This window comes from Musicola keenii (genome assembly GCF_014855505.1).
Taxonomy (GTDB): domain Bacteria; phylum Pseudomonadota; class Gammaproteobacteria; order Enterobacterales; family Enterobacteriaceae; genus Musicola; species Musicola paradisiaca.
This window is the reverse complement of sequence record NZ_JAAWVW010000019.1, coordinates 1-15,311: the sequence shown is the minus strand read 5'-3', so window position 1 is coordinate 15,311 and position 15,311 is coordinate 1. Positions and strand designations below refer to the sequence as shown.

The following is a 15,311-nucleotide window of genomic DNA, read 5'->3' as shown; positions in this document are numbered from 1 at the left end:
CATGCAGGCCGTGCAGCAAGTAGATAAAGACATCATGGACTTTGTGCTGGTGGAAACGACGACGCTGGGAGCCACCAGACTGGTCATCGACATTAACCGGAAGAGCGATGAACGTATACAACGCTGGGTGATGGATCAGCGTAAGAAGAAACCGAGGGTTGAAACCGAATTTGTGCCGCTAAGTGAGCTCAGCTCACGGCGTTTACAGTTGATTATTCCGTCAGCTGATGCGGCAGGTGATCTCAGCGAGTCGCAGAAAAAAGTGGTGGCCTATCTGACACTGGCACAACAGCACGCCGCGTCGGATATCCATTTTACCATCAGCCATGATCGCAACCTGACGATTATTGAGATGCGTGTTCACGGCGAACTTTATGTCATTGACGAACTGACAGCTGAAGAAGGTCAGACGCTGGTATCCACCATCTACCTGTCGATGTGTGATCTCCACGAAACCAGCTTTTATGACAACAAAATACAGTCAGGACGTATCGATGCCCGTTATGCCCGGCGTGCCGGTCTGTATGGCGCACGCTATGAGCATAAACCGACGGCAGATGGTCTGTATGTGGTACTACGAACGATTGTTGATGACAGCGACCGGGTGCCGACGCTGGCTGAGCAGGGGTTTCTGCCGGAGCAGGAAAAAGAGTGCCGGTACATCCTGCGTCAGCCAGAAGGCATGGTGGTGCTGTCAGGCCCTACAGGCTCGGGTAAGTCGACCACGCTGCGTGTGTTCAGTCGGATGTGGCTGGATCAGTATCAGGGGCGGCGGCGTCTGCTGACACAGGAGTATCCCATTGAGGGACGTACTGCCGGCGCTGTTCAGACGCCGGTGATCCCCAAAAGCCAGTCTCCAGACGATGTTGCACAAGCCTGGAAAGATGGCGATGCATCCCTGTTGCGTCTTGACCCTGACGGTATTGTAAACGGCGAGATGCGTGAATTTTACTCGCTGATGTCGGGTATTTACGCCTCACAGACCGGGCATCTGCTGATGTCCACCCTGCACAGTAACAGTGCCGTTGGCATTCTGTCGCGTATGGCGGTGATGGGGGTTGACCGACATCTGATCGCCGATGCGCAATTGATGATCGGCCTGATTAGTCAGCGCCTGGTTCCGGTGTTGTGTCCACATTGCCGGGTTCCCTGGCATGAAAAAGCGCCGACACTGAGTGAGGAAACCCGGGCTCGACTGGAGCAGTGGTGTAATGAACCGGGTATTTGTACCCCGGAGCAACTGTGGTTTCGCCACCCTGATGGTTGTCCGCGCTGTCAGAAGATGTTGGAACTGACCGGTCGCATCGTCAGCCGTGGGGTAATTGGCCGGACGGCGATAGCGGAGGTGATTCGTCCGGATGCTCGGTTTATGTCGCTATGGCTGTCGCACGGTAATGCTGTAGCCCGTCAGTACTGGCGGAACAATCTGGGAGGCATTAGCCGTCGTCAACATCTGCTGCGTCGGCTGGCTGAAGGACGGGTTGATCCACTGGAAGGGGATCGTGTCTGTCCGCTTGATGAGGATGCGGTGCTGGCGAGCGAGGTTCCTCATGTCTGATGCCTTTCATCCAGAACGTCCGATGCATGTCTTCAGGCGGTTGCGTTATTACCTGGTTCGTCATTCGTTTACCAGCCGTTACCGTCAGCCGTTCTACGAAACGCTGCGTTTCCTTCTGGATAACAAGACTCCGCTGGCTGAAGCGCTGCAGATGATCGGTGATGTGCATACCGATTTCGGACGCCGGTGGAGTCCGTATATCGAGCTGGTAGACGACTGCCTTGAGGCGCTAAGCGATAACCGTGCAGGGCGCGAATTGCAAGACGTGCTTGCTGTATGGGCACCGAGCGAAGAGGCCGCATTGATCAGTGCCGGGATGCAAAGTGGTGGCTTGCCTCGTGCTCTGATGCAAGCTGACAAGCTGATTATGGCGAGGCGGCGGATCCTGCTCCAGGTCCTGTTCGCGTCGATTTACCCGCTGGTACTGGTAATCCTTGGTGGGGCGCTGCTGGCTGTTAATAACCTGATGCTTGTTCCCACACTCAGTTCGATGTCAGACCCGAAAAACTGGTCCGGCGCATTGGGCCTGATGAACACCATCGCCACCTGGATATCCGAATGGGGTGTGGTCGCAGGGGTTGGTGGCGTGTTGTTGGTGATTGGGGTGACCTGGTCGTTACCACGCTGGTGTGGCCAACTGCGTAGACTGGCTGACTATGCTCTGCCGTGGTCGCTGTACAAAGACCTGCAGGGGGCGGTGTTCCTGATGAATGTTGCCGCGTTGCTGGGTGCCGGTGTACCTGAACTAAAAGCGCTGCAGGTCCTGCATAGCTACGGCTCTGCGTGGTTGCAGGAGCGGCTGGAAGCGGCGATGGACTGCATGACCGGAGGTGATGCACTGGGCATGGCACTGCGTCATTGTGGCTATCGTTTCCCAAGTCAGGAGGCCGCCAACTATCTGTCGCTGTTGGGTAAGGGGGATGGTGCGTCCACGCTTATCAGCAACTATGCCGACCGCTGGCTGGAGCAGGCTCTGCAGCTGGTCGCCCGTCGTGCCAATACTGCCAAGTTTTTTTCCCTGCTCCTGATAATCACTTTCTTCTTACTCATCCTTGAGATGGTGATGCAGATTCAGGACATCGTCTCATTATCTGTCCATTAAGGAATACCTATGTCAGTTTCAGTTAATCAACGTCCACATCGTGGCTGGGCGATCCTTGAGCATGGTACGGTCGCTGTACTCATCATCATTGTCGTGGCCTATGTGGCATCCAAGTTGTGGGACCTGTGGTTTAAAAAGGACGTTGCTGTTGAAACCACTAACATTCAGACCCTGGTATCGAATGGACGCGCAATGAAAAGCAACAGTGGCTACAACTTTACCAGTGGTACCACCATGACCGGGACCCTGATCCAGGTGGGTGGGGCACCCAAAGGCATGACGGTGCAGGGCACCGCATCATCGGGAACCGCAACATTGTGGAACTCCTACGGCGGCCAGGTGGTGATGGCTCCTGTCGCCACTAGCGGGTTTAACAACGGGTTTTCGGTCACGTATCCGCGAGTTCCGCAAGCGGATTGTATCTCCATTGCTCAGCAACTGGGTGGTGGTGGTGCATTTGCCAGTATCACGATCAACAGCACGGCGTTTAGCGACGGTGCAGTGTCCGCCGAAGATGCCGGCAAGTCATGCCAGGCTGATAGTGGTCGTACCGGTAATAACACGCTGGTCTTTACTGTTAACGGTTGATGACGATGTGGTATGCGGCCTTGCTTTCCGTCCTGCTGGCTCTGGTATCGCCGTCGGCACGGGCATTCTGCTTCGAAGCGGCCGGCGAAAAATACCATATCGATCCGCTGTTGTTGCTGGCGATAGCCAAGGGAGAGAGCTCACTGAATCCTGCTGCGGTGAATATCAATCGTGACAAAGTCACCCGGCGGGAGGTCAGCAGGGATTATGGTCTGATGCAGGTGAATTCAACAAACCTGCCCGGCCTGATTAAACAAGGCATCATCAGCGGGCCGGACGATCTTCTCACCCGTCCGTGTCTTAACGTGCAAATCGGCACCTGGATACTGGCCCGCCATTTCCAGGTGTGCGGTATCTCATGGAACTGTCTTGGTTCCTACAACGCGGGTTTTCGCCAGGACAGACACGAAAGCCGCGAATCCTATGCCAACCGCATTTATGCCATTTATCGCCAACTGCTGCGTGAACGGCGTGGGATCGTACTGTGACGCTGATTACGCTGGCCCTGCCATGGCCGCTGATGGTACCGATTTTTGTGCTCTCTCTGACGGCACTGATGGCTGTGTCCGGACAGGTGCATTATTTCCTGGCTGAACAGCACTCTGTTGAGCTGTGGTGCAGACGAACGGCATTGCGCTACGCCTGGCTACATGCCGGTGTACTGACGCTCATCATCATGGCACCAACTGATGCTGGAACGCGGCTGCTGTGGACCTTTTTCTGTCTGTTCGTCTTCCGTCTGTCCCTGACAGATCGCCTGTCCGGCTGGCTGCCGAGTGATTTTACCTGGAGCTGCCTGCTCGCCGGCATTCTTGCCGCCGTGATGCAGTCGCAGGGGCTGGTCAACCTTGCAGCGGCCGCAGTGCTGGTGTGCGCGAGTGCGCTACTGCGCAGCGTCGGCTCCCGGTATGCCGGACAGGAGATTATTGGCCTTGGTGATGTGTGGCTGACTGGTGCACTCGGTGCCTGGCTTGGCTGGATGCCAGCGTTGCAGGCAGTGTTGGCTGGCACCGGTGGATTTGTCCTGTGGCAACTGGCTGGTCGTCAATCCCACGGAGGGCCATTGGGGCCCTGGCTGTGCTGGGGCGGCCAGTTGCTGATGTTGCAGATGCTGTATCAACCTTTATTGACGTGGTGAACATGAACATTTCAACCAGAAAAACGCCGGATCGTGGCTGGGCCATTCTGAGTACCGGTGTCTCGCTGATTATTCTCGTTATCGTGGCTATCTGGGGGACTACCAGGTGGAATGACTACCTGCAGCAGCGGGAATGGCAGGTAGTCGCGGCACAGACCAGTCGATTTACCGTAGCGGTGAAAAGCTATGCCGCCCGGTATTACGACACATTGTTGAATTCGGCCACGACAACTGCACCGGTGGTGATCACTCCTGCCATGCTCAAGAGCACTGGTTTTCTGGAAGCCGGATTCAGTGACACCAACTCATCTGGTCATACTTACCGCGCAGCCGTCATTCGCAATGCGACCAACACCAGCCAGTTGCAAGCGCTGGTGTTCACTCAGGGTGGGGTAGGGCTACCGTTTCTGGCATTACGACAGATTGCTATCGATATTACCAATGGGCTGGGAGGCTATATATGGGATGGCACCAATGCGACCGGTGCAATGAACAGCTGGAGTGTGCCGCTCAGCAGTTTTGGCGTTAGCACTACCAATGGCCATATTGTTGCGTTACTGACCACGGACGAACTAGGAGCCGCAAGGAACGAAAACGATCGGTTATACCGGTTCTCTGTCACAGGAAAGCCGGATTTAAACAAAATGCATACCGACATCGACATGGGAAGCAATAACCTCAACAACGCCAACGCTGTGAACGCACAGACTGGGAATTTCAGTGGTGATGTGAATGCCAGCGGCGCGGTGACCGCCGGTGGTAATGTTACCAGCACAAACGGATGGCTGGTTTCACGGGGTAATCTTGGCTGGCTTAACGCCGACCACGGCGGCGGATTTTATATGACAGACAATGACTGGGTCCGTTCAGTGAACGATAAAAACATTTACACGGGAGGTACGATGCTGGGGGGCAGTGTTCGGGCAAATGGCCGATTAAGTTCCGGTGAGGTTCTGCAGTTGGATCAGGTAAATACCGCTGGTGTCGGATGCGGCCCGAATGGCCTGGTCAGCCGTGATGCGTCAGGCGGAATTCTATCGTGTAAAGATGGCATCTGGACTGCTTCGTCGGGCAAAGCTACGAACATCAATGTCTACCAGTGTCCCTACCAGATCTGTGATAACAACTCTGCCAGTACCTGTGCTGGCCAACTGAGCACGCAACCAATGTGTCAGTGTCGAGCAAGCGGTGGCCAGGCGGGGTGCGATTATGTCGGTAAGCTGATTGTCGGGCAATAGATTTAACTTTATCGGTAGTTATCCCTCTACTGTCCATCTCATTTCCGGCTTGAGTGAATGCTGATCCACAACATAAGGGTGAGCATCCACACTCTTTAATTTTTGTTTCATCTTTTGCTGCAATCCTGCTTTCAGCAACCGGTCCGGAGCCAAACGATCGAGGTGAGGTGATTCCTCCAGATGAAGAACGACACGGATCCTTTTCGCTTTGATCGCCTCAGCCGCAAATCGCTTTTCATCCTGATCATTGGCATTGCATTTGGCCGCCCATAGCCCCGCGAGGGTATTACGCAGCTTGGCTGCGATCTCATCGGTTAACTCAATAGACTTGGTGCGTCGATGAACCCGGTAATCTTTGACTTCGATCAGCCAGAATGTGCGCGCATCGATATACACCACGTCCATCGCTTTGATGCTATTCGCCATCTTGATAAATTGGTTGCGATAGAAACTCGTTTCATCGTATTTACACACCAGTGCGTTATCCGGAAACGTAAACGTCAACGCCCCCTCAGTGATCTGTGTCATTTACCGAACCCCAAATAGCGGTCTGACTGTTCCAGCTCTTCATCCAGCAACACCAGTGTCTGGATATCTTCCAGCTCATCGGCTTGCTCGAGCACAGTTCCCTCTTCACCTTGACTCAAACCAAAATAACGGCGAGCCACGCTTGCATAGTCACTGCGGGCCAACACTTCAATCTCACGTAGTAAAAACAGCGAATGGCTGGCGATAAAAATCTGAATCCCTTGTTTCGCCAGTGACAGAATCACTTTGGCTAACATCTTGATTAATTTTGGGTTCAAGTTTGATTCTGGTTCATCCCAAAATAAATACCCTTGCTCCAGCAGTACACCAGTACTGATCAACCGCGTCAGCATTGCCAATTTTCGCAAACCTTCTGCGACCAGCGGCATCTCCAACTTTTGGCCAGACTGCTGTAGATAAAATCGTCCCGTATTGGCCTCAACCAAAACTTTACCGTTCATGGCCTCTTCCAGTGGTTGCATCAGTTCTGCAACCAACCTTTCTCGTGGGCCTCTTACCGACGGCGCCCCCAGCAATGAACAGGTGTCGCGCCAAGTCTCTTCAAACTCCAGATGGTAGTTGTCGTACAAGTTGATAAACCAAGGGCAAAGCGTGACCAGTTCTCGGGTCGGCAAATAGACGGGAGGTTGACTCAAGTTCACTTGCGGGGCAAGTTCAACCTGAACAGCGGTCGCTGCATTGGAAGCAAAATTGATCTCGCAATTCTGCTGGGAGTCAGCCATCTGCAGTTGAATTTCACAGCGCTCACGCCCTTGTTTGCGTTTTACTAGCCGTCCCAAGCTTTCTGGCCTAAATACCCCCATCAGCTTATCGGCATAACTTTTTTGCAAGACAGTTTTTGAAAGATCCTTACCGGTATTGACGCTTAGCAACGAGTAGATGGCTTTGAGTAAATGAGTCTTGCCACAACCATTTTCCGCAACAATCACATTGAGACCCGGCGCGAACACTATGGTTTCATTGGGTAGAGTGGTGAAGTTCTTGAGCTTGGCCAGTTTTAACATGATTAAAAATCCAGATTGAAATTTTCACCCGCCTTGCGGCTTTCGGACACATCTGTAGATAAGGGGCCGAATTGTATCACTCATGCTTGGCAGGCTTGTCTGTTTGTACAGACATTTCCATACCAGGTTATGACAATCCTGTTCCTGTACCACTGTTCCGGCTAATGGGTTCATTTGAGCAGTTGCACTCCGGGATTTCAACTCCGGGGTTCGGCATCCATCGGGTCTCAACATGTGACAACATTCTCGTGACCTGGAGCATCCCCGATAGAGTCTGGGAAGCTCTATTGGCGTTAACGTTTTTTCATCCTTCACAAAATGAGTTTCGGCTCGTCATGGCTGACTGAATTTAGCACTGTAGCGCGACAGTAGTCCGCTATTTGCTAAATGCTAAAGGATGTTGTTATGACGACCGAAACACTCACCGAAGCCGCTACTTCGTTTTCGGTTGAGGAGCCCGCCGTTTCTCCTGCTGTCTCGTCGTTACCCGATGAGAAGCCAGTAAAAAACGGGTTTATCTTCCGGCAGAGCCGTGAACGTAAATCTACTCCTCCTTTTTCCTCGCTTCTGATGACTATCTGGCGTGTCGGGAAAGTGGTCATCATCACTGCCAGTCTGGCTTGCAACGCTTATCTGCTCAATGAGCTGAGTCTGCAGCAAATCAGGATGACATCGCTTGAAGCGGCTTTCCGGGCGGGGAATCTGAGCAAGCTGTCAGAATCTATCGCGACAATTGAAGGGCGGCTAACGGGCTTTTCTGCTGAGTTTCTATCTCGTCAGGATGCACAGGCCCTGGCTGACCGGTTAACGACAGTTGAGCAATCGCGTAACGCGGTACAACAGCAGGTTGCTGAGAATACACAGAGTATACAGCGTCTGAGTGCCGCGCAGGCGGCAGAACGGAAAACGCTGGAAACGTTGCAATTTCAGTTTACTGCCCTGTCTGACTGGAAAGAACAGTGGTCAAAAATGACCGCTGACCGCAAAGCGGAAAAATCAGCTACGACTTCGACGACAGAAGGTGCCTCAGCAGCCAAAGAGACCGTAAAAAAAAAGTCCCTGACGCGGGTATCTCGCATTAGAGCGCAGGATAAATTGCTGTCTCCGCCTTTCGTCGTGAATGGCGTGGAGCGCCGCGGCGGCCAGATGTTTCTGGTCGCATCGCCTGCCGATGCGCCAACTTCATTGTCGCAGGTTCGTCTCTTATCTCCCGGCGACAGCATTTCCGGCTGGACACTGACGGCTGTTGATGGTGGTCAGGCTCATTTTACCGTCAACGGCCATTCCCAATCTATTCCCCTGAGGTAACACCATGAATTACAAAACCAGGAAACTGGCCGGTGGCGTATTGCTGCTGTCCGTCTGTTCGATAGCGTTGGCCGCAGATAAACAGGACTCCAGCGTTCAGCAATCCCAGTCATTGTCATCCCAGTTGCAGTCAATTGTCCGTGAAGAACAACAACGTCAAGAACAGCAACGTCAGGCCAGCGCCTGGGGGCTGAGTGAGAACGAATGGCAGCGCTACCAGCAACTGATGAAGGGACCGCGAGGCGTGCAATCTCCGGGTCTCGATCCGCTGACGGCACTGGGGATTGAAAGCGATAATCCGACCGACCGTCGCAAATTGGCCGAACTGTGGGTGAAGCAAGAATTCCAGCGGACTGAAAAAGAGCTGGCATTTGAGCGTGAAGTGAACGCTGCGTGGACGCGTCTGTACCCGAATTCACTGGCAGTCAATATGGGTAATGCGACCGGTATCGCTCATGACACGTCCGGCCGTCTGGCTCTGTTTGTGCAGGACAACTGTTCGCGTTGTGATGCGCGTCTCGCCGCTATCCTGGCTGATAACAGGCCGGTAGACATTTACCTGGTCGACAGCAACGGGAGTGATGACAAGGTGCGTAACTGGGCGATAGCCCACCGTATCCCGGTCGAGCGGGTACGTAACCGGCAGATTACGCTGAATCACGACAAAGGGCTGTGGACGCAGTATGGCCAGGGACAAATGCCTGTGGTCTTACAACAGGGGGAGAACGGCGGATGGCAAATTGCGGCGTTTTGATAACTCTGCTGTCTTCTCTGATTATGCCGCTGGCGTCAGCGGCAACCGACCTGGATATTCCCTGGGCTTACCAACAGATTGCGCAGGAAGAACAGGTCCCGGTTGAGTCGCTGTACTCGCTGGCGTTGGCGGAAAGCTCCAAAAAGTTGGCCGGCGGTCGGGTACGTCCGTGGCCATGGACGCTGAATGTCGCCGGAACCGGATATCGCTACGACACCCGTGAAAAAGCGATGGCGGCGCTGCTGTCATTTATTCGGGTGTATCCACTCAAACGCATCGATGTCGGTATCGCCCAGGTCAATCTCGGCTGGAATGGTCATCTTTTCCCATCGTTACACGATGCGTTTGATCCCTATCTCAACCTGCGTGTGGCGGCACGTCTGCTGCGTGCCTGTTACGAATCCAGTCCTGGGAGTTGGATTCGGGCGGCGGGATGTTATCACCATCCTGCCGGCGGACAGGCTGCCCGGGTGTATATGGCCATCGTTCGCAGCAAGCTGGATGCGATGGGGAATCCTCGCCCGAAAACGAAACCCCTTTCTGTGGCGTCTGCCACGTCCTTGGCCCAACTGACCTGGGTGGAGCCCGATAAATGATCCGTATTTTGTTTTGTTCTCTCTGTTTTGTTGTGCCGGCTGCCGCTACGGCGCTAACGGTGGTGGCGGACCTGGGTGGGGAGTCGACCGACCGTTATTTTTCGGCAATTAACCCGGTTCAGGACGAGGTTCGTATGCCAGAAAACACCCCTCCGACTGGACGGGCGTTCGTGTCGTCCATGATGCCGATCCGCACCCCGGAATTGTCCCCGGGTGTTGAGCAGGAACGGGCGGTTTCGCTGCCAGGTATGCAACCGTTATTTCTGTTTGGGGATGATCAGCGATCGCTGGCGACATTGCGTTATTGCTATCCGCAACTTAAGGAGATGGCAGCGACGGTACTGATGGTCAGTGTGCTGGATGAGAGTCTGTTCCGGGCCATTCAGGCCAATTACCCGGATGTCACCATTTTGCCTGTTAATGGCAGCGATCTGGCTCGACGCCTGAAGTTGTCGCATTACCCGGTACTGGTTACCGCGAGTGCCATTGGACTGAGTGCCTGTGGTAAGGGGAAATAACCATGATGAATCCCCTGGTTTCACGTTTTTTTCTACTCTTTGGTGTGACAACCGGTCGTGAGGCGGTACTGTTTGTATATAAGGCCGTTCTACTTTTCCCGCTGTTTGGTCTCGGATGCCTGCTTGTTATCCCGCTTTGGTTGTTCTCGTTGCCTGATTACTTCCTATATGTCCGCGCCTTTCTTGAAAACGAACATATCACCGAACTGTTGACCCAGTACTGGCTGGGTTTTCTGTTGTTCTACCTGGTGTTCCAGTGGTTTTTGGCTGTGAATATGAACGCGAACCGTCGAATCGGCGAGGCGTCGGAGGTGTCGCGTCATGAGCCATAAATATGTGATGGAATCCCTGTTGCGACCGGCGGTTGAGTTGAATACGGCCGTCGTCGCCAGCTGTGCGACCTGTCTGTGCCTGACTGCACCCTGGTCGATTGCGCTGGCCCCGTCCGTCAGCTGGGTGCCCGCTGTTGGATTTGGTGTACTGGCCCTGAAACGGACGAGGGAGGGGCTAAGGATATTGCGTTATCGCCGTAATATCCGACGCCTTCCGCGTTACGTTGTGTCCAGTCATCAAATCCCGGTCAGCCGTAAACGGCTGTTCCTGGGAAAAGGGTTTGCCTGGACACCAATACATACCCAACGCGTGATGGAGGCGCGGCGACCGGAACTGTCGCATTTTGTTCAGCCGGGGGCGCTGTATCGGGCGGCCCGATCACTGGAGCAGCGATTTGAACATGTGCCGGCACTATGTAAGTTGACGCGCTGGGATTCACCGCTGAACCCGGCACGCCCGCTGCCGCCGGTGGGGGGGAGTTCGATTTACCACGGTGTGGAGCCGGATGAGCAGGATGTCAGCTATGACCTGGGAGAGCGTGTTGGTCATACGCTGGTGATTGGGACCACCCGCGTTGGCAAAACCCGACTGGCTGAACTGCTGATCACGCAGGATATCAGGCGGGGGGACGTGACTATCGTCTTTGACCCGAAAGGGGATGCCGATCTGCTGCGGCGTATGTGGGCCGAAGCCCGGCGCGCTGGCCGGGAAAATGAGTTTTATGTATTTCATCTGGGCTGGCCTGACATCAGCGCCCGATATAACGCCATTGGGCGGTTCAGCCGTGTGTCCGAAGTGGCATCACGTATCTCCGGGCAGTTGTCCGGAGAGGGCAACTCCGCGGCATTTAAAGAGTTTGCCTGGCGTTTCGTCAACATCGTTGCGCGCGCGCTGGTGGCTCAGGGGCAGCGCCCGGATTACACCCTGGTATTGCGTTATGTGACCAACATTGGGGAGTTGTACGAGAGCTATGCGGAGAGCCTGCTGGCCAGAGTGGCCCCACAGTTGCTGATAGACGCCGAGAACCTGTTGGCCACGCTGGACGAACGTAATCTTCCCCGCAATTTGTCCGGGCAGCCCAACGCGATGAAAGTCTGGGCGCTGGAAACGGTCCTCGGCAGCGAGGCGGCCAAGGCGCTGGTATATGACCCTGTACTGGATGGGCTGCGTTCCGCGGTGCGCTATGACAGAACCTATTTCGACAAGATCGTCGCGAGCTTGTTGCCCTTGCTGGAAAAACTCACCACCGGCAAGACGGCGGGACTGCTGTCACCGGATTACGACGATATGGACGACCCTCGTCCTATTTTCAACTGGCTGGATGTCATCCGTAAGAAAGGCATCGTCTACATCGGCCTGGATGCGTTGTCAGATGCGGCGGTGGGATCCGCGGTCGGCAATTCCATGTTTGCTGACCTTGTCTCTGTAGCTGGCCATATCTACAAGTTTGGTCTCGGCGAGGGGCTGGACAATGCCGAGAAAACCCCGATTAACCTCCACTGCGACGAATTTAATGAACTGATGGGTGACGAGTTCATTCCCTTGATCAACAAAGGCGGGGGCGCAGGGATACAGGTTTCGGCATATACACAGACGGTTTCAGATATCGAGGCTCGCATCGGTAGTGCCGCGAAGGCAGCACAGGTTGTGGGGAACTTTAACTCGCTCATCATGCTGCGTGTTCGTGAGAACACCACCGCCGAGCTGCTCACCAGTCAGTTGCCTGAAGTCGACGTCTATACCAAGACGTTGATGTCTGGTGTGACGGATGTGTCTAACCCGGAGCATGGCAGCGATTTCACCAGTAATGTCCAGGACAGTGTGAGCTCGGTGCGGATGCCGATGATAACGCCGGCAGATGTGATCAACCTGCCGAAAGGGCAGGCCTTTGCGTTACTTGAGGGGGGCAAGTTGTGGAAGATTCGGATGCCGTTGCCGGCATCCGAAAATGATCCCTTGATGCCGGAGAGCATCGAGAAAATAGCGGAATACATGCAGCGTAACTACAGAACGGCTGAGTCCTGGTGGTCTGAACCTGCCATGGAAGCGGAAGCACCCTTGAGCCAGGGAGCGGCGTGATGGCACAGACGCAACAACAATCACAGCAACAGCGGCCTGCCGCTCCACCGAAACAGTCAGGGCCGATCATGTTTCTGCTCTGGGATTTGCCGTGGAAACTGGTGGGGATTTTTCTGGCGGCGTGGCTGGTCAGCATTATTGTTGAGTTTGCCTGCATGACGCTGATTTGGCCGACAGCTGGGGCGGAGCATAGCCGTGAAGTTCTGCATACAGAAAGCGCCTACTTATCAGAAGGCTTTACCCGCAGTTTGTTGATGTCGGAACCGGTTATCACGATGAATCACGTAGTGAACCGGGTCTATCAGTGGGGGTTTGTTGATACCGGCTTTATTAGCTGGCTGAACGGCAGTGCGGCTCACCAAACGGCAGCAGGCCATCGTCGTGGTGAGCTGCTGGAGGCGATTAGCCAGACAGGAAGATCCCTGGCGATGTGGGTGGGGGAGTACCTGGAGGCGATGATGTACGTGACGCTCATCTACGTCATCCGGGTGTGCATCCTCGTTCTCTCAATCCCTCTCTTTGTCCTGGTCATAATCACCGGCGTTGTAGATGGGCTGGTTCGGCGCGATTTACGGCGCTACGGCGCCGGTTATGAATCCAGTTTTCTTTATCACCATGCCAAACGCTTTATCAAACCAGCGTTCTACGGTCCGACCATGCTCTATCTCGGCTGGCCAACGGCTGTATGGCCGAATCTGCTGATTTTGCCTGCCGCAATACTGCTGGGTGGTGTTATCTCGGTGACGATGGGCGCATTTAAAAAATACCTATAAGATACTTTTTGTATATACTGAGAAATATTTTTAGATATTTTTGATGGTAAATATTGGTCTAGGTTTGCCTTTTATATTTTTTTTATTATGGATGCTATATGAAAATGAATGTCGCTCGCCGTTTGTCTGAGGCAATTGGAAGCTGGCTGCATATGGAGTTTTGTTGTTATCGTGCTGGTTTACTTTCTGAAAGTTCTTTAAAAACTGCTGTAGGACAGGTTTTGAGCTCATTCCCAAAGTTAGTAAAAGGCTCTCGTGTCTATGCTGATTTTGCTCATGATGTTTTGAATCCCCAAAGGAATGATGGTTCTCGAGATAATAGAGGGAGGAAAAGAGAGTTAGATTTTGCATTGGTTCTCTCCGGCGATGGGGTCTCGAAGGGAAATGCTCAGATTGTGATAGAAACAAAATGGTCACAATCATCTCATTGTACTCCTGATAATATATTTAAGGATTTTTTAAGGCTTGCTAGTGTTAAAATGGCGGAACCAGATACTATCTGTGTTTTTATTCTTGCTGGTACGCATAAAGAGATCAAAGATATTTTGAAAAACATGCCCTTTTATTCATCTGGTAAAGCCGGTTCTGGTATTCATTGTACTGGGAACGAGAAGAGAGTTAACATTGATTTTAACGATTTGGTTAATAAGGATTTTTTCTCCAAGGCAGTGAATTATTTTACTTCTGCAGGTATTTCTATTCCTGTTTCTTTTGTGTGTCAATCTCATGGTTTACATCCACATCAAACTAAAAATGGAACCGTTGATTTTCAGGCTATAGCATGGGAGATAAAATCTGTTTCTCATATGGTAGTTAGTACGCCAACAGAGATTTCAGATAAGTGAATGTTTACTGAGCGAGGAATCCTAGCTCAGTTATTTATTACCAATTTTAAGCCTCGTCCTGTGGGCGAGGTCATCAACCGGTTTGGCTCTGCCTTATTGTCTTCGGATTTAAATCCAACCGGGCTGGTAGAGACTTCCTTTTAAGAGTTTTGATGCGCCATTTCTGAATGAAATAAAACCTGCCTTCAATGAAAGCAGGTTTTTACTTTATAGCTGACAATATCTCATCTGAAAAATAATGGGTGGATGATAAATGTTCTTTTTATATCTGTAATGTCTAGTGTCGATTTTTCGAATGATGAGTAAATTGTCAGAGAGTCTGATTTTTTAATCCCTATTACCCCTACTGTAAACCAAACCTTTAAGAGTTCTTCAAAATCCAATATTATTTTGTCGTGCTCTTTATCTGATTCAATAGATGCAGATTTGTCTATCAGGTAGGTTAGTATTTTGTCTTTTATAGTTGAGTTCAGTTCAATAGTATTGAACTCTTTATTTGGGATTATGGAAAGTGCATCTAGATATTCTTCAATGTTTCTATATATGCTTTTCCACTCTGTTACTAACGCCCTTTTTCTAGCGGAATAGAATTTCTCTTCAGCCATTATTACGATATCTTTGTCTAAGAGAACATCCCCATCACATTCTGACAAGCAAAGATTCACAAAGTTTATTGCATCTCTAGGCCTAAGCATTGTTCTGTTAATTATGAATTCATCAGCATTTTCATCGTTGATTTTAAAGTTAAATATATCACTCATTGTAACGTTTTTAGATGATTGATATTTATTTTTTACTAGGTGATTAATTCTTCTATCAATTATTTCGCGTATCTCTGTCTTATTCCAATTTATTGAATATATTAATGATTGATCTTTTTCATCTTGTCTTAAGCTGCTTTTGTAAATACCCATGAGAATATCTGTTC

The 15,311-nt window shown here is 52.1% G+C and carries 17 protein-coding genes; 14 read left to right on the top strand and 3 right to left on the bottom strand.

All coding sequences use genetic code 11. The features are described from left to right. The first annotated feature begins 1 nt into the window (after position 1). Genes HEP82_RS16485 through pilV form a run of 6 tightly spaced genes read left to right on the top strand, consistent with a single transcriptional unit; the run spans position 2 to position 5,624 of the window. A complete protein-coding gene (locus HEP82_RS16485; RefSeq protein ID WP_192459093.1) occupies positions 2 to 1,558 on the top strand; it encodes a GspE/PulE family protein in 1,557 nt (518 codons plus the stop codon). After that, a complete protein-coding gene (locus HEP82_RS16480) occupies positions 1,551 to 2,660 on the top strand; it encodes a type II secretion system F family protein (protein ID WP_225622518.1) in 1,110 nt (369 codons plus the stop codon). Before HEP82_RS16485 ends, HEP82_RS16480 begins: the two co-directional genes overlap by 8 nt. Before the next feature lie 9 nt (positions 2,661 to 2,669). Next, on the top strand, positions 2,670 to 3,248 hold the full coding sequence (locus HEP82_RS16475; protein WP_038903520.1) for a type 4 pilus major pilin: 579 nt from the start codon (positions 2,670 to 2,672) through the stop codon (positions 3,246 to 3,248). Beyond that, the gene (locus HEP82_RS16470; protein WP_456238331.1) at positions 3,248 to 3,736 is read left to right on the top strand and encodes a lytic transglycosylase domain-containing protein; all 489 of its coding nucleotides are present in this window, start codon (positions 3,248 to 3,250) and stop codon (positions 3,734 to 3,736) included. The genes HEP82_RS16475 and HEP82_RS16470 overlap by 1 nt, the downstream gene beginning before the upstream one ends. Further along, the gene (locus HEP82_RS16465; protein ID WP_192459092.1) at positions 3,733 to 4,386 is read left to right on the top strand and encodes a prepilin peptidase; all 654 of its coding nucleotides are present in this window, start codon (positions 3,733 to 3,735) and stop codon (positions 4,384 to 4,386) included. The genes HEP82_RS16470 and HEP82_RS16465 overlap by 4 nt, the downstream gene beginning before the upstream one ends. Positions 4,387 to 4,388: 2 nt before the next feature. Next, complete coding sequence (pilV, locus tag HEP82_RS16460; protein WP_192459091.1) at positions 4,389 to 5,624, top strand: shufflon system plasmid conjugative transfer pilus tip adhesin PilV; 1,236 nt, start codon at positions 4,389 to 4,391, stop codon at positions 5,622 to 5,624. An 18-nt stretch (positions 5,625 to 5,642) separates the two neighbouring features. Here pilV and HEP82_RS16455 read toward each other — a convergent pair whose 3' ends face one another. Further along, on the bottom strand, positions 5,643 to 6,152 hold the full coding sequence (locus HEP82_RS16455; protein ID WP_192459090.1) for a cysteine--tRNA ligase: 510 nt from the start codon (positions 6,150 to 6,152) through the stop codon (positions 5,643 to 5,645). Further along, positions 6,149 to 7,177, bottom strand: a complete 1,029-nt coding sequence (locus HEP82_RS16450) for an AAA family ATPase (protein ID WP_192459089.1) — start codon at positions 7,175 to 7,177, stop codon at positions 6,149 to 6,151. The genes HEP82_RS16455 and HEP82_RS16450 overlap by 4 nt, the downstream gene beginning before the upstream one ends. Positions 7,178 to 7,582: 405 nt before the next feature. Here HEP82_RS16450 and HEP82_RS16445 point away from each other — a divergent pair, with 405 nt between their 5' ends. The 8 genes from HEP82_RS16445 (at position 7,583) to HEP82_RS16410 (ending at position 14,383) form a co-directional block, all read left to right on the top strand. Next, positions 7,583 to 8,485, top strand: a complete 903-nt coding sequence (locus HEP82_RS16445; protein WP_192459088.1) for a hypothetical protein — start codon at positions 7,583 to 7,585, stop codon at positions 8,483 to 8,485. A gap of 4 nt (positions 8,486 to 8,489) precedes the next feature. Continuing rightward, positions 8,490 to 9,239: a TIGR03759 family integrating conjugative element protein gene (locus HEP82_RS16440; protein WP_192459087.1), complete on the top strand. Its 750-nt coding sequence runs from the start codon at positions 8,490 to 8,492 to the stop codon at positions 9,237 to 9,239. Next, the gene (locus tag HEP82_RS16435; protein WP_192459086.1) at positions 9,218 to 9,835 is read left to right on the top strand and encodes a transglycosylase SLT domain-containing protein; all 618 of its coding nucleotides are present in this window, start codon (positions 9,218 to 9,220) and stop codon (positions 9,833 to 9,835) included. Before HEP82_RS16440 ends, HEP82_RS16435 begins: the two co-directional genes overlap by 22 nt. After that, positions 9,832 to 10,353: an integrating conjugative element protein gene (locus HEP82_RS16430; RefSeq protein WP_192459085.1), complete on the top strand. Its 522-nt coding sequence runs from the start codon at positions 9,832 to 9,834 to the stop codon at positions 10,351 to 10,353. Before HEP82_RS16435 ends, HEP82_RS16430 begins: the two co-directional genes overlap by 4 nt. Before the next feature lie 2 nt (positions 10,354 to 10,355). Next, on the top strand, positions 10,356 to 10,685 hold the full coding sequence (locus tag HEP82_RS16425; protein WP_192459084.1) for a hypothetical protein: 330 nt from the start codon (positions 10,356 to 10,358) through the stop codon (positions 10,683 to 10,685). Next, the gene (traD, locus tag HEP82_RS16420) at positions 10,675 to 12,765 is read left to right on the top strand and encodes a type IV conjugative transfer system coupling protein TraD (protein ID WP_192459083.1); all 2,091 of its coding nucleotides are present in this window, start codon (positions 10,675 to 10,677) and stop codon (positions 12,763 to 12,765) included. The genes HEP82_RS16425 and traD overlap by 11 nt, the downstream gene beginning before the upstream one ends. After that, positions 12,765 to 13,538 carry a TIGR03747 family integrating conjugative element membrane protein gene (locus tag HEP82_RS16415; RefSeq protein ID WP_192459082.1) on the top strand — a complete coding sequence of 258 codons (774 nt, stop codon included), beginning with the start codon at positions 12,765 to 12,767 and terminating at the stop codon, positions 13,536 to 13,538. Before traD ends, HEP82_RS16415 begins: the two co-directional genes overlap by 1 nt. Positions 13,539 to 13,636: 98 nt before the next feature. Next, positions 13,637 to 14,383 carry a hypothetical protein gene (locus tag HEP82_RS16410; RefSeq protein ID WP_192459081.1) on the top strand — a complete coding sequence of 249 codons (747 nt, stop codon included), beginning with the start codon at positions 13,637 to 13,639 and terminating at the stop codon, positions 14,381 to 14,383. A gap of 224 nt (positions 14,384 to 14,607) precedes the next feature. Here the strand turns inward: HEP82_RS16410 and HEP82_RS16405 are convergent. Further along, on the bottom strand, positions 14,608 to 15,311 hold a 704-nt coding region (locus HEP82_RS16405; RefSeq protein WP_407938301.1), incomplete at its 5' end, for a P-loop ATPase, Sll1717 family.